The organism is Delftia sp. WY8, assembly GCF_018437695.1.
Classification (GTDB): Bacteria; Pseudomonadota; Gammaproteobacteria; order Burkholderiales; family Burkholderiaceae_C; genus Comamonas; species Comamonas tsuruhatensis.
Genome location: NZ_CP049795.1, coordinates 1,817,193 through 1,830,079 on the forward strand (window position 1 = coordinate 1,817,193; position 12,887 = coordinate 1,830,079).

Annotated in this window: 13 protein-coding genes; 5 read left to right on the plus strand and 8 right to left on the minus strand. The window is 66.5% G+C overall.

Features of this window, described 5'->3' with window-relative positions; genetic code table 11:
- Positions 1 to 69: 69 nt before the first annotated feature.
- Both G4D77_RS08345 and xdhC read right to left on the minus strand, forming a co-directional pair.
- Positions 70 to 1,398: a urate hydroxylase PuuD gene (locus G4D77_RS08345; protein WP_016449771.1), complete on the minus strand. Its 1,329-nt coding sequence runs from the start codon at positions 1,396 to 1,398 to the stop codon at positions 70 to 72.
- A 186-nt stretch (positions 1,399 to 1,584) separates the two neighbouring features.
- Complete coding sequence (xdhC, locus tag G4D77_RS08350) at positions 1,585 to 2,460, minus strand: xanthine dehydrogenase accessory protein XdhC (protein WP_154835129.1); 876 nt, start codon at positions 2,458 to 2,460, stop codon at positions 1,585 to 1,587.
- A 130-nt stretch (positions 2,461 to 2,590) separates the two neighbouring features.
- Between xdhC and G4D77_RS08355 the strand changes: the two genes are divergently transcribed.
- Complete coding sequence (locus G4D77_RS08355; protein WP_016449773.1) at positions 2,591 to 3,079, plus strand: hypothetical protein; 489 nt, start codon at positions 2,591 to 2,593, stop codon at positions 3,077 to 3,079.
- A gap of 3 nt (positions 3,080 to 3,082) precedes the next feature.
- Here the strand turns inward: G4D77_RS08355 and G4D77_RS08360 are convergent, their stop codons facing one another.
- Entirely contained in the window at positions 3,083 to 3,472 is a 390-nt protein-coding gene (locus G4D77_RS08360; RefSeq protein ID WP_016449774.1) for a hypothetical protein, read from the minus strand.
- A gap of 93 nt (positions 3,473 to 3,565) precedes the next feature.
- Here G4D77_RS08360 and G4D77_RS08365 point away from each other — a divergent pair, with 93 nt between their 5' ends.
- A complete protein-coding gene (locus tag G4D77_RS08365; protein WP_016449775.1) occupies positions 3,566 to 3,895 on the plus strand; it encodes an Arc family DNA-binding protein in 330 nt (109 codons plus the stop codon).
- 65 nt (positions 3,896 to 3,960) lie between these two features.
- On the opposite strand, the gene G4D77_RS08370 is transcribed toward G4D77_RS08365, so the two are convergent.
- Positions 3,961 to 4,545, minus strand: coding sequence for a BPSL1445 family SYLF domain-containing lipoprotein (locus G4D77_RS08370; protein WP_016449776.1), 585 nt, complete (start codon positions 4,543 to 4,545; stop codon positions 3,961 to 3,963).
- Positions 4,546 to 4,863: 318 nt separating this feature from the next.
- Here G4D77_RS08370 and G4D77_RS08375 point away from each other — a divergent pair, with 318 nt between their 5' ends.
- A complete protein-coding gene (locus tag G4D77_RS08375; RefSeq protein ID WP_016449777.1) occupies positions 4,864 to 5,253 on the plus strand; it encodes a DoxX family protein in 390 nt (129 codons plus the stop codon).
- Positions 5,254 to 5,363: 110 nt separating this feature from the next.
- On the opposite strand, the gene uraH is transcribed toward G4D77_RS08375, so the two are convergent.
- Positions 5,364 to 5,714, minus strand: coding sequence for a hydroxyisourate hydrolase (uraH, locus tag G4D77_RS08380; RefSeq protein WP_154835133.1), 351 nt, complete (start codon positions 5,712 to 5,714; stop codon positions 5,364 to 5,366).
- Positions 5,715 to 6,051: 337 nt separating this feature from the next.
- Between uraH and ggt the strand changes: the two genes are divergently transcribed.
- Complete coding sequence (gene ggt / locus G4D77_RS08385; RefSeq protein WP_154835135.1) at positions 6,052 to 7,872, plus strand: gamma-glutamyltransferase; 1,821 nt, start codon at positions 6,052 to 6,054, stop codon at positions 7,870 to 7,872.
- 96 nt (positions 7,873 to 7,968) lie between these two features.
- Here the strand turns inward: ggt and glxR are convergent, their stop codons facing one another.
- From glxR to gcl, 3 genes are all read right to left on the minus strand, one after another.
- Positions 7,969 to 8,883, minus strand: coding sequence for a 2-hydroxy-3-oxopropionate reductase (gene glxR / locus G4D77_RS08390; protein ID WP_016449780.1), 915 nt, complete (start codon positions 8,881 to 8,883; stop codon positions 7,969 to 7,971).
- Positions 8,884 to 8,934: 51 nt separating this feature from the next.
- Positions 8,935 to 9,735, minus strand: a complete 801-nt coding sequence (gene hyi / locus G4D77_RS08395; protein WP_012204041.1) for a hydroxypyruvate isomerase — start codon at positions 9,733 to 9,735, stop codon at positions 8,935 to 8,937.
- A gap of 241 nt (positions 9,736 to 9,976) precedes the next feature.
- Complete coding sequence (gene gcl, locus G4D77_RS08400) at positions 9,977 to 11,767, minus strand: glyoxylate carboligase (protein WP_016449782.1); 1,791 nt, start codon at positions 11,765 to 11,767, stop codon at positions 9,977 to 9,979.
- Positions 11,768 to 11,888: 121 nt separating this feature from the next.
- Here gcl and G4D77_RS08405 point away from each other — a divergent pair, with 121 nt between their 5' ends.
- Positions 11,889 to 12,806 carry a LysR family transcriptional regulator gene (locus tag G4D77_RS08405; RefSeq protein WP_154835137.1) on the plus strand — a complete coding sequence of 306 codons (918 nt, stop codon included), beginning with the start codon at positions 11,889 to 11,891 and terminating at the stop codon, positions 12,804 to 12,806.
- Positions 12,807 to 12,887 lie beyond the last annotated feature (81 nt).

Sequence of the window (12,887 nt, forward strand, 5' to 3'; positions counted from 1 at the left end):
ACAAGAAGCCCGCAGGCTCTTGCGAGACTGCGGGCGGGTGGTTGGCAGCGCATGGGCGCGGCAGGATGATCAGTTCACCGATGCACCCGATTCGTACCAGCGCTTGACCATGCCGCGCTCGTCATCGCTCAGGGCGCCCGGATTGCCGAAGGGCATCTTGCGCAGCTGCACCACCTGCTGGTAGATCTGCTGGGCATGGGCCTTGACCTGCTCGGGCGAGTCCAGGCGCACATTCTTTTGCTGCAGGGCGGCACCGTGGCAGACCACGCAATGCTGCTGCAAGAAGGGCGCGAGCTGGGCATAGCCGACGGCGCCGTCGGCAGGAGCGGCGGCAGCCGGGGACGCAGGGGCAGCAGGCGCAGCCGGCGCTGCCGTGTCACCACCGGGAGCCGCTGCTGCGGGCTCGGTCGTTGCGGCAGGCGACTGCACGGCGGCGGGAGCCGGCGCAGGCGCTGCGGCAGGCGCCGGCGCGGGCTTGAGCCAGACGGCCGTGCCGATCAGCACCAGCACGCCGACCAGGGCGTAGGGCCAGGGATGGGCATTGCGGCCCAGCTTGAAGCCGTGGCGCATCACGAAGAACTGGCGGATGGCAGCGCCTGCGAACATCATCAGGATCAGCACCAGCCAGTTCAGCTCATGGCTGTACAGCCAGCCGTAGTGGTTGGACAGCATGGCGAACAGCACCGGCAGCGTGAAGTACGTGTTGTGCACGCTGCGCTGCTTGCCGCGCTTGCCGTGGATGGGGTCCACGGGCTGGCCTTCCTTCAGGGCCTTCACCACCGTGCGCTGGCCGGGGATGATCCAGAAGAACACGTTGGCGCTCATCGAGGTCGCCAGCATGGCGCCCATCAGCAGGAAGGCGGCCTGGCCCGGGAAGATGTGGCAGGCCAGGAAGGCCGCGATGCACACCAGCACCAGCACCATGGCGCCCACCGTGGCGTCGCCGTTCTTCTTCTGGCCGAAGACGCGGCAGATGCCGTCGTACAGCAGCCAGAACACGACCAGGAAGGCCAGGGCCGAGGCAATGGCCGCAGCCGAGCCCATGGCGTTGGGATCGGCCGGATTGACGAGGTAGATCTTGGCGTTCCACAGGTACGACACCGTCAGCAGCGCAAAGCCGCTGAGCCAGGTGGTGTAGCTTTCCCAGTAGAACCAGTGCAGGTGGTCCGGCAGCTTGGGCGGGGAGACATTGAACTTGACGGGGTGGTAGAACCCACCGCCGTGCACGGCCCAGAGTTCGCCGCTGACGCCCTGCTTCTTGAGATCGTCATCGACGGGCGGCGTCAGGCTGCTGTCGAGGAAGACGAAATAGAAGGAGGAACCGACCCAGGCGATGGCCGTAATGACGTGGAGCCACCGCAACAGCAGGTTGGCCCAGTCGAGAATGTAGCTTTCCATAGCTCTCAACCTTGGCAGCGTGGGGGCCGCCGGTGTTCAACCTGCTCACCACTGCGGGCGCTCTGAGCAGAAGAAAAAGGCCGCGCACCCGGTAGATATACCGCCGGTGCACCGCTGCGACCATTTCGTAGACACAAAGTGTATGCAATTTTTCGCCAGCCCATCGGCTTGCGCAGCATCAATTCACTAGAGATTTCCCTGATTCCGCGTAGGCGCGGCGCTGCGCCGCTGCAGAAGCTGCGCCGCCACGGCCACCGCGATCACCTCGGGCTCCTTGCCCTTGATGCCGGGCACGCCGATGGGGCAGGTCACATGGTCCAGCTCGGCATCGCTGAAGCCGCGCTCGCGCAGCCTGCGCCGGAAGGTGGCCCATTTGGTGGCGCTGCCGATCAGGCCCACATAGGGCAGATCGCCGTGCTGGCGCTGGCGGCCCAGGCATTGGGCGACCACCTCCAGGTCCTCGGCATGGCTGAAGCTCATGATCAGCACCTGGGAGCCTGCAGGCAGATCGGCCACGGCCGATTGCACGGGGTCTGAATACTCGCACTGCACGAGCTCGTGCTCCTCCTCGGGGAAGACCGAATCGCGGCTGTCCACCCACATCACGCGGTAGGGAAGATTGCACAGCAGGCGCACCAGCGCATGGCCGACGTGGCCTGCGCCGAACAGGGCCACGCAGTCGCGCGGCGGCTGCAGCCGCTCGCGCAGCATGTCCATGCGGCCCTGGGGCACCAGCACGAACCTCAGCATCACCACGCCGCCGCAGCACTGGCCCAGGCTGGGGCCCAGCGGATAGCGGTGCTGGTGCTCGGTGGCGACCTGGCCGCCCTGGCTACCCTGCTCGCCAGGCGTTGCCCAGCCGCGCAGCAGGCTGCGGGCCCTGTCGATGGCATCGAACTCCAGGTGCCCGCCGCCGATGGTGCCGGCCACGCGGTCGGCGAAAACCGCCATCCAGGCGCCGCGCTCGCGCGGCACGGAGCCTCGCGAGTCCATCACTTCGACCCAGCACAGCGGCCCCTGCGCAAGGCCCTGCTCGACTTTGTTGAACGTGTCACTCCACATGGGCGCACCTGACAGCCCGTCGTGGCGCCTGCGGGCTTCGTTGGAATTTGTTGCGGGATTGTCCGCTGCGGCACTTGAGTTTTGCGCTCCGACTGCCGGTGCCGCAGTGTTTCAGGATACGCTCGCAATCATGCCCGATTCCCCTGATTCCACGCAGCACAGTTCCGTGCAAAAGCCACGTTCCGGCCGCCCCTGGCTGTGGGCCGGCCTGATGGCCGCCATTGCCTCCCTGGTCACGGCCTGCAAGTCCCCGCCCGGCCCCGGCCCGCGCCCCGACGACGTCAGCTCCAGCGCACAGCTGCAGTACCGCAAGGTGGCCGCCAACCATCTGTACGCGCGCAATGCCGATCGCATCTACAAGGGCCAGTTGCCGCCCATGCTCTACGCGATCGGCGTGCTCCAGGTCCAGATCGACCGCAACGGCCAGGTCCAGCGCCTGCACTGGATGCGCGCGCCCGGCCATGCCCCCGAGGTGGTGAGCGAGATCGAGCGCCTGGTGCGCGCCGCCGCGCCGTTCCCCGCTCCTGCCGGCGCCGCCCGCATCACCTATACCGATACCTGGCTTTGGGACAAGTCCGGCCGCTTCCAGCTCGACACGCTGACCGAGGGCCAGCTCTGAGCCTCAGGCCGCTGCGCACGGCTGGCCGTCGGCGAAGCTTCGGGCGCTTCTGAGCAGGCAGGTCACGGCATAGAGCACCAGATCGTCCGGTGCGTCATCGTTCACGCGATCGATGACCTCGATGGCATAGCCCAGGTCCTGCGACAGCTGCGGCAGCACGCCTGCCGAGCGGCCGCCGGCCTGCAGGCCGGCCACCGCCTGGTCAGCGCTGGCGTGGTAGCCACGCAGCAAATCACGCGCGGCACACACCATGGCCGAGCCGGCGCGTTCGGCATGCAGCTCCAGCACGCCCAGGGCCGCTCCCATATGGCACAACGCATCCACCGCCAGCACCTCCTGGTGCTGCGGTGAGGGTTCCTGATGGCTGTGGCCCGATTGCTTCACTGTCTTCATGGCATCCCTTGCGCGGGACCGTGCTGGTCCCGAAGCAACAATACCTATCAGGTCCCTTGCAGTCAATACCTTTCCGGTCCATGATTGCCGGCGATGAAACAGACCGATCCTCAGTACAAGCTGCGCCTGCCGCAGGAACTCAAGGACCTCGTCGAGGAGGCAGCCAAGCGCACCGGCCGTTCCATGAACGCCGAAGTCGTGGCCCGGCTGCAGACCACGTTCGAGGCCCCCCTGCTGGGCCGCCTGTCGGCCTCGACGGACCCTTCGCTGGAATGCGAAGAGCCCGTGAGCATCTACGACATCAAGATGAGCGCCGAAGCCGTGGAGCGCATCGAAAAGCGCCTGGAACGCATAGAGCAGGCCGTGCTCGCGCCCGCTGCGCCGCAATCCGCCAGTGAAGACGGCGCAACCGGCGGCGCCTGATCCGCCCGCACAAAAGAAAACCGGCCCGCAGGCCGGTTTCGTTCAAAGGCCCCTCAGGGCCGGGATCATTCGACCACCTTGGTGATCTTCGAGCCCTGCAGCGACACGCCGGCTTCCAGGCCCGCGTTGGTCAGCACGTAGCTGGTGACGGGGCCCTGGGCGGTCGTGGTGTCCACGCTGCCATTGGCGCCCACCTTGCCTGCGGCCACCGTGGCATCGGCGCCCACGGACCAGCCGTCGCTGGCCAGGAACTTGTCCAGCGCTTCCTGGGTGTTGAACACATAGATCACAGCCTTGGACTGGCCGCCTGCCTGCCAGCCCACCGAGGCGCCCGTGGTGCTGTAGAAGCCCTTGTTCTGGCCGCCGACGCGCAGCACGCCGCGGCCATGCTCCACACCGATGACGAAACTGCCGCCGATCACCGAGGGGAAGATCAGCACGCCCTTGGAGCGGGCCACCATTTCCTTGGAGCCCGGCGCCGTCTGGTACAGCCGCTCCAGCGCAGCGTTGGCGCGCGCATTGACGGTGGTGGAATCAGCACGCGGCGCGGACTGGGTTTCCGGCTTGGTGGTGGTGCAGCCGACCATGGCCACGCTGCCGGCCGCCAGTGCAGTGGCCATCACGACGGTACGCAAAGAAAACTGACGCATGGGAAAACCTGCCTTTCTTGATTGGACGTTTTGGGGAGACCCCATCGGTTCATTGGATTGATCACCTTGCCTCCCGGTCCCGGGCACCCCTACCAGTGCTCGCAAACCGCTTCGGAGACAGGCTGGGGACGATGCTAGGCCGCTTTGCGGTACTTGTGATGAGACATGTCACAAGTTGCGCCATAGGACTACAGGCCCGCAGGAAATGTCTGAAAATCCCGTTCCGGGCCGCCACAGCCGACACCGAAAGCCCGCTGATGCCAGAATGCACCCACAGCAATACCCGGCCCACCGGGCCCATCCACATCGAGGGAGTTCATGAAGTTCTGGAGCCACTTTCACCATCCCCAGGCAGCCATGGTGCTGTTGCGCGTCACGCTTGCGGTCCTGCTGCTTTTTCATGGCTGGGCCAAGATCCGCTACGGCATAGGCAGCATCGAGCGCATGGTGGAGTCCGCGGGCGCGCCGGGCTGGCTGGCCTATGCGGTGTATCTGGGTGAGGTGGTGGCGCCGCTGCTGCTGCTGGTGGGCCTGTGGGTGGTGCCCGCGGCGCTGGTGATTGCGGTCAACATGATCGTGGCCTTCGCGCTGGTGCACACGGGCCAGGTGATGCAGCTGCACAGCTCGGGAGGCTGGGCGCTGGAGCTGCAGGCCTTCTTCTTCATCTCGGCCCTGGTCGTGGCCATGGGGCATTCCAAGGGCAAGTAGGCCGCACGCTTGCTGGAGATGCAAAAGCAACGGCCCGCAATGCGGGCCGTTCGTCATTTCAGGTTTCACTCCAGGCCATCCCCCGACAGCCTGCGCCTGCAGTCCAGGGCTCAGGAGCCCCGGTACGTCGAATAGCTCCAGGGGCTGACCAGCAGGGGCACATGGTAATGCTGGTCGGCATGGGCCACGCCGAAGTCCAGGCTCACCTTGTTGAGGAAGTTGGGCTCGGGCAGTTGCACGCCACGGGCCTTGAAGTAGGCCGCCACGTCGAAGGTCAGCCGGTAGGTGCCGGCCCTGAGGCTGTTGTTGTCGAACAGCGGCGCATCGGTGCGGCCGTCGTGGTTGAGCACCAGGCTCTTGATCAGCGTGGCCTGGTCGCCATCGGTGGAATACAGCGCGACAGCCATGCCGGCTGCGGGGCAGCCATTCATGGTGTCGAGGACGTGGGTGCTCAGGCCCATGGAAATCTCCTGTGCGGCGGGAGCTGGCCCGCCCGGTTGTCATTGGTTGGTCGATGCACGAAGCGCGGCGCGCGACAGCACTCGCGGCCCCCTCGTGCATTCGCAAAGTGTATACAGTTTTTGTACGCCCTTGAAGTGCGCCATGCAGCTCGAGCCTAGGCAGATACCCGCACTTTCGGCGTCGGCAGCGGCCCGTGGGCAGGCCTGCAACGCCATGCTTCTACACTGTGGTCCGCCGCCGCCCCGGCTGCAGGCCCTGCGGCCATCGCATACCGGGCGGCAAAGGACTTTCGCTCATTTCAACGGTTCCACTGTTTCATCTGCCAAGGAGATACCGATGCCATTTCGCTCCCCCTTGCTGGCAACCAGCCTGGCGCTGGCCATTGCCAGCCTGGCCGCCTGCAGCAGCACACAGCCGCCCGCGGCCTCGGCGCCGCCAGCGCCGGTGGCCGCAGCACCTGCACCGGCGGCAGCGCCCATCACGCAAAGCAATGCAGCCCAGGCGGCCAGTGCAGCCTATGACTTCGACATGGATGTATTCCATCCCGTCGTGGCCAGGAACGGCATGGTGTCCAGCGAGCAGGAGCTGGCCTCGCGCATCGGCTTGCAGATCCTGAAGTCGGGCGGCAATGCGGTGGATGCCGCCGTGGCCATGGGCTTTGCGCTGGCGGTGGCCCTGCCCAATGCCGGCAACATCGGCGGCGGCGGTTTCATGATCGTGCACGACGCCAAGAGCGGCAAGAACATTGCGCTGGACTTCCGCGAGGTCGCACCCTCCAAGGCCACGCGGGACATGTACGTGGGCGCGGACGGCAAGGTCATCGACGGCAAGTCGCTGTACACCCACTACGCCGTGGGCGTGCCCGGCACCGTGGCCGGCATGGAGCATGCATTGAAGAAATGGGGCTCTCTGCCGCTGTCCACGGTGATTGCGCCATCCGTGAAGCTGGCCGACAAGGGCTTTACGGTCAGCGAGACCCTGGCCAAGATCCTGGAGCAGGAAAAGAAGAACATGGGCCAGTGGCCCGCCACCCAGGCCATCTTCTGGAGCAACGGCGAACCCCTCAAGCGCGGCGACCGCCTGGTGCAAAAGGACCTGGCGCAGTCGCTGCGCCTGATCGGGCAGCAGGGCTCCAAGGTGTTCTACGAAGGCGCCATTGCCCGCAAGCTCGCGGCCGAGATGGCGCCGCATGCGGGCGCCCTGTCGCTGCAGGATCTCAAGAACTACAAGGTGGTCGAGCGCGAGCCCGTGCGCGGCACCTATCGCGGCTACGAGATCGTGACCATGCCGCCTCCGTCCTCCGGCGGCGCCCACCTGATCCAGATCCTCAACATGATGGAACGCTGGCCCATGAACCAGTGGGGCGCCAACAGCGCACAGAGCATCCACTACATGGCCGAAGGCATGAAGCTGGCCTATGCCGACCGGGCCGAATACCTGGGCGACCCGGACTTCGTGACCGTGCCGCTCAAGGGCCTGACGTCCAAGCGCTACGCCGAGGCGCTGGCCGCCGGCATCGACCCCTACCAGGCGCGCGCCGGCAAGGACATCAAGCCCGGCAAGCCCCAGCCCTACGAGAGCGACCAGACCACGCACTACTCGGTGGTGGACAAGGCGGGCAACGCCGTGGCCGTGACCTATACGCTGAACACCAACTTCGGCAGCGGCATCGTGGCCAAGGGCACGGGCATCCTGCTCAACAACGAGATGGACGATTTCTCGGCCAAGCCCGGAGTGGCCAACGCGTATGGACTGGTCGGCGGCGATGCCAACGCGGTGGCCGCAGGCAAGCGCCCGCTGTCGTCGATGACGCCGACCATGGTGCTCAAGGGCGGCAAGCCCGTGCTGGTCACCGGCAGCCCCGGCGGCGCACGCATCATCACCACCGTGCTGCAGACCGTGGTCAATACCATCGACTTCGGCATGAACCCGGCCGAGGCCGCCGCCACGCCGCGCTTTCACCACCAGTGGACGCCCGACGAGCTGCGCGTGGAAAAGGGCATCAGCCCCGACACCGTGGCCCTGCTCAAGTCGCGCGGCCACAACGTTGCCGTGAAGGCATCCATGGGCCGCACGCAGACCATCCAGCTGCGCGACGGCATGCTCTACGGCGCCTCCGACCCGCGCAACCCCGACGGACAGACACTGGGCTATTGAAGCAAGAAAAAGCCGCGCCCGTTGCCGAGCGCGGCTTTTCACAACAGGGCGGCGCAAGGCCGCCCTCCCACCAATCGCGTTGTCAGTTGCGCGGCATCAGGCCGGGACCTTCTGGCCGACCTCGAAGTTGGCCTGGATCTCCAGCGCACGCACCATGCCCGAGTGGTCCCAGTTCGCGCCGCCGTGGGCCACGCAGCTGTTGAACAGCTCCTGGGCCTGGGCGGTGTTGGGCAGGGACACGCCGAGCTGGCGCGCGCTGCTCAGGGCCAGGTTCAGGTCCTTCTGGTGCAGCGAGATGCGGAAGCCCGGATCGAACGTGCGCTTGATCATGCGCTCGGCATGCACCTCCAGGATCTTGGACGAGGCAAAGCCGCCCAGCAGCGCCTCGCGCACGCGGGCCGGGTCGGCACCGGCGCGCGACGCGAACAGCAGGGCCTCTGCCACCGCCTCGATGTTCAGCGCCACGATGATCTGGTTGGCCACCTTGGCGGTCTGGCCGTCGCCGTTGCCGCCCACCAGGGTGATGTTCTTGCCCATGCGCTCGAACAGCGGCTTGACGCGCGCGAACACGTCCTCCGGGCCGCCGACCATGATGGACAGCGTTGCGTTCTTGGCGCCCACCTCGCCGCCGGAGACCGGCGCATCCAGGTACTGGGCGCCGATGGCCTCGATGCGGCGAGCGAAGTCCTTGGTGGCCACGGGCGAGATGGAGCTCATGTCCACCACCACCTTGCCGCTGCTGCCCTTGAGGCCGGCGGCCACGCCGTCCTCGCCGAACAGCACCTTCTCGACATCGGGCGTGTCGGGCAGCATCAGGAAGATGATGTCAGCCCGCTCGGCCACGCCGCGCGCGGTGGTGCACTGGGTAGCGCTGCTCTCGGCGATCTGCGCCGGGATCTTGCCCAGGGTGTTCACGAAGAGCTGGTGGCCAGCCGCCAGAAGGTGGCCTGCCATGGGCGCGCCCATGATGCCCAGGCCCACGAAACCAAGCTTGAGAGAGGATGCATTCATGCTGTGTACTCCTTGTCGTTTTTGAAAAGCTGAGAAAAACTCCGGCGGCGCTCAGGCGGCGACTGCCGCGCGCACGCTGGTGTGGGCGTCCAGCCAGCCCAGGCCCGATTCGGTATCGCGCGCAGGCTTGTACTCGCAGCCCACCCAGCCCTGGTAGCCGATGCGATCCAGGTGCGCGAACAGGAAGGGGTAGTTGATCTCGCCCGTGCCCGGCTCGTTGCGGCCCGGGTTGTCGGCCAGCTGCACGTGGCCGATGCGCGCCAGGTGCTTTTGCAGCGTGGCCGCCAGCTCGCCCTCGGTGCGCTGGGCGTGGTAGATGTCGTACTGCACGAAGGCGTTGGGCGCGCCCACCTCGTCGAGGATGGACAGGGCCTCGTCCGTGCGGTTCAGGTAGAAGCCGGGAATGTCGAAGGGGTTGATGGGCTCGATCAGCAGGCGCAGATTGGCCGCGCTCAGCGCCGATGCGGCAAAGCGCAGGTTGTCCACGAAGGTGCGGCGCAGCAGCGCGGCATCGGCACCGGCAGGCGCCTTGCCGGCCAGGCAGTTGAGCTGGGGCACGCCCAGCGCATGGCCATAGGTCACGGCCTTGGCCACGCCGGCGCGGAACTCGTCCACGCGGTCGGGGTGGCAGGCAATGCCGCGCTCGCCCGCATCCCAGTCGCCGGCAGGCAGGTTGTGCAGCACGATCTGCAGGCCGTGGGCGTCCACGCGCTCCTTGATCTCTTCGACCGTATGGGCGTAGGGAAACAGGAATTCCACGGCCTCGAAGCCGGCGCGCGCCGCGCGCTCGAAGCGGTCGAGGAAGGGCACCTCGGTGAACAGCATGCTGAGGTTGGCAGCAAAACGGGGCATGTCAGAAGTCTCCGGTTGTCGTTTGGTGGGTTGGGAGCGGCAGGGTACGCAAGGCGCCCCGCCGTTAAAAATGCCCAAGGGGCAATGGAAATCGGAACCCCCGAGTGCCTGCACCGCCCGCAATGCAGGCATTGGCGCAGCGCCAGCCAGGGATGCCAGGCAAGGGCCGCCCCGCAGCGATGGCGTCGTCCCCCTCCGAAGAGAGGGGGAAGCGGCGCAGCCGCTCAGGGGGTGCCTTGCGTCAATCCAGCAGGGCCAGGGCGCTGGGCACGTCGGCAGGCGCTGCGGCCAGATCCTCGAACTCGATCACGTTGTCGATCTCGGCGCCCATGGAGATGTTGGTCACGCGCTCCAGGATGACCTCGACGACGACCGGCGTGCGGTGCTCGGCCATCCAGGCCTCGGCCTGCTGCATGGCGGGCGCGAAGTCCTCGGGACGGTGCACGCGGATCGCCTTGCAGCCCAGGCCCTCGACCACCTTGACGTGGTCCACGCCATAGCCCTTGGACTCTTCCTTGTCGTCGACATTGATGTTGTCGAAGGCCAGCTGCACGCAGTAGTCGATGGAGAAGGCGCGCTGCGCCTGGCGGATCAGGCCCAGGTAGCTGTTGTTGACCAGCACATGGATGTAGGGCAGCTTGAACTGCGCCCCCACGGCCAGCTCCTCGATCATGAACTGGAAGTCATAGTCGCCCGACAGCGCCACGATCTTGCGGGCCGGGTCGGCCACGCGCACACCCAGGGCGGCCGGCACGGTCCAGCCCAGCGGGCCGGCCTGGCCGCAGTTGATCCAGTTGCGCGGCTTGTAGACATGCAGGAACTGCGCGCCGGCAATCTGCGACAGGCCGATGGTGGAGACGTAGCAGGTGTCCTTGTCCAGGCTGCGGTTCATGCACTGGTAGACACGCTGCGGCTTCATGGGCACGTTGTCGAAATTGGTCTTGCGCAGGTACTCCACATTGTTCTTGCGGGCCTGGCATTCGGCCACCCAGCCGCTGCGGTCCTTCAGGCGGCCAGCCGCCTTCCACTCGCGCGCCACCTCCACGAAAAGCTGCAGCGCCGCGCCGGCATCCGAGACGATGCCGTAGTCGGGCGCGAACACGCGGCCGATCTGCGTGGGCTCGATGTCCACGTGCACGAACTTGCGGCCCTTGGTGTAGACCTCGACCGAGCCCGTGTGGCGGTTGGCCCAGCGGTTGCCGATGCCCAGCACGAAGTCGGAGGCCAGCATGGTGGCATTGCCGTAGCGGTGGCTGGTCTGCAGGCCGCACATGCCGGCCATCAGGCGGTGGTCGTCGGGAATGGTGCCCCAGCCCATCAGCGTGGGGATCACGGGCACGTCCAGCAGCTCGGCGAACTCCACCAGCAGCTCGGACGCATCGGCATTGATCACGCCGCCGCCCGACACCAGCAGCGGACGCTCGGACTCGTTGAGCATGGCGATGGCCTTTTCCACCTGCTTGCGCGTGGCGGCAGGCTTGTAGACAGGCAGGGGCTCGTAGGTATCGATGTCGAACTCGATCTCGGCCAGCTGCACGTCGATGGGCAGGTCGATCAGCACGGGGCCGGGGCGGCCCGAGCGCATCAGGTGGAAGGCCTGCTGGAAGGCGCGCGGCACCTGGGCCGGCTCCAGCACCGTGGTGGCCCACTTGGTCACGGTCTTGGCGATGGAGGCAATGTCCACGGCCTGGAAATCTTCCTTGTGCAGACGCGAGCGCGGCGCCTGGCCCGTGATGCACAGGATCGGAATCGAATCCGCGCTGGCCGAGTACAGGCCCGTGATCATGTCCGTGCCGGCCGGGCCGCTGGTGCCGATGCACACGCCGATGTTGCCGGCCACGGCGCGGGTGTAGCCCTCGGCCATGTGGCTTGCGCCTTCGACGTGGCGCGCCAGGATATGGCCGATGCCGCCATGGTCCTTGAGCGCTGCGTACAGCGGGTTGATGGCGGCACCGGGAACGCCGAATGCGACGGTGACGCCTTCTTTTTCCAGCACGCGGACTGCGGCTTCGATTGCTTTCATTTTTGCCATGGGAGGTCTCCTTCAAATTGGAGTCAACTCTAGGCAGACAGGCCGATTGGCGGAACGCCTGCGCAGACCATAAAATTTATTCCGCACAGGAATAACTACCAATGAAAAAGGAGACAGCGCCATGGACAGACTCGATGCCATGCACATGTTCGTGCGCGTGGTGGAGACCAGCAGCTTCACCAAGGTCGCGCACGAATTCGCCACCACGCAGCCCACGGTCACCAAGCAGATCGCAGCCATGGAAGCGCGCCTGAAGGTGCGCCTGCTCAACCGCAACACGCGCGGCGTGAGCCTGACCGAAGCGGGCGCGCTGTACTACGAGAAATGCAAGGCCATCGTCAACGACGTGGCCGAGGCCGACAAGGTGGTCCAGGTGCGCCAGACCCAGGTGCAGGGCCAGTTGCGCATTGGCAGCTCGGTGGCCTTTGGCCGGCGCGTGCTGATACCGCTGGCGCTGGAATTCATGGCGCACAACCCCCAGGTGCAGGTCGACCTCAGCTTCGAGGATCGCTACACCGACCTGGTGGCCAACGGCATCGACGTGGCCCTGCGCCTGGGCAAGCTGGCCGACTCCAGCCTGGGCGCACGCACGCTGGGCGTGAACCCCTGGGTGCTGGTGGCCTCGCCCACCTACCTGCGCAAGCGCGGCACGCCGCGCCGCCCCTCCGACCTCAAGGAACATGCCACGCTGATCTACAGCAGCGTGCAGGGCAACGACATCTGGCGCCTGCGCAACGCCAGCGGAGAACCGGTCTCGGTGGCGGTCACGGGCCGGCTGCGCTCCAACAACCTCTCGGCCCTGCTGGCGGCCTCACGCTCGCACATGGGCATTGCCGCCCTGCCCCGCTACGTGGCCCATGACTCGCTGCAGGCCGGCCGCGTGGTAGAAGTCCTCAAGACCTGCCGCCTGCCCGAGCAGGAAATCCACGCCGTCTATCCCTCGCCGCGCCTGGTGCCGCAGAAGGTGCAGTCCTTCATCGCCTTCCTGCAGGGGCGGTTCGATGCCGAATGGTGGGAGACGCTGCCGCGCGGGGCGTGAGGCCAGGTGCTGCGCATTGGCAATGCAATGTATGTACATTGAGAAGAATGCCGCCCGAACGGCATGTCTGATTTCCGTCTT

Bases quoted from the DNA above. Each gene is read 5' to 3' on its own strand.
- G4D77_RS08345 (WP_016449771.1), bottom strand. From the start codon at position 1,398: ATGGAAAGCTACATTCTCGACTGGGCCAACCTGCTGTTGCGGTGGCTC.
- xdhC (WP_154835129.1), bottom strand. From the start codon at position 2,460: ATGTGGAGTGACACGTTCAACAAAGTCGAGCAGGGCCTTGCGCAGGGG.
- G4D77_RS08355 (WP_016449773.1), top strand. From the start codon at position 2,591: ATGCCCGATTCCCCTGATTCCACGCAGCACAGTTCCGTGCAAAAGCCA.
- G4D77_RS08360 (WP_016449774.1), bottom strand. From the start codon at position 3,472: ATGAAGACAGTGAAGCAATCGGGCCACAGCCATCAGGAACCCTCACCG.
- G4D77_RS08365 (WP_016449775.1), top strand. From the start codon at position 3,566: ATGAAACAGACCGATCCTCAGTACAAGCTGCGCCTGCCGCAGGAACTC.
- G4D77_RS08370 (WP_016449776.1), bottom strand. From the start codon at position 4,545: ATGCGTCAGTTTTCTTTGCGTACCGTCGTGATGGCCACTGCACTGGCG.
- G4D77_RS08375 (WP_016449777.1), top strand. From the start codon at position 4,864: ATGAAGTTCTGGAGCCACTTTCACCATCCCCAGGCAGCCATGGTGCTG.
- uraH (WP_154835133.1), bottom strand. From the start codon at position 5,714: ATGGGCCTGAGCACCCACGTCCTCGACACCATGAATGGCTGCCCCGCA.
- ggt (WP_154835135.1), top strand. From the start codon at position 6,052: ATGCCATTTCGCTCCCCCTTGCTGGCAACCAGCCTGGCGCTGGCCATT.
- glxR (WP_016449780.1), bottom strand. From the start codon at position 8,883: ATGAATGCATCCTCTCTCAAGCTTGGTTTCGTGGGCCTGGGCATCATG.
- hyi (WP_012204041.1), bottom strand. From the start codon at position 9,735: ATGCCCCGTTTTGCTGCCAACCTCAGCATGCTGTTCACCGAGGTGCCC.
- gcl (WP_016449782.1), bottom strand. From the start codon at position 11,767: ATGGCAAAAATGAAAGCAATCGAAGCCGCAGTCCGCGTGCTGGAAAAA.
- G4D77_RS08405 (WP_154835137.1), top strand. From the start codon at position 11,889: ATGGACAGACTCGATGCCATGCACATGTTCGTGCGCGTGGTGGAGACC.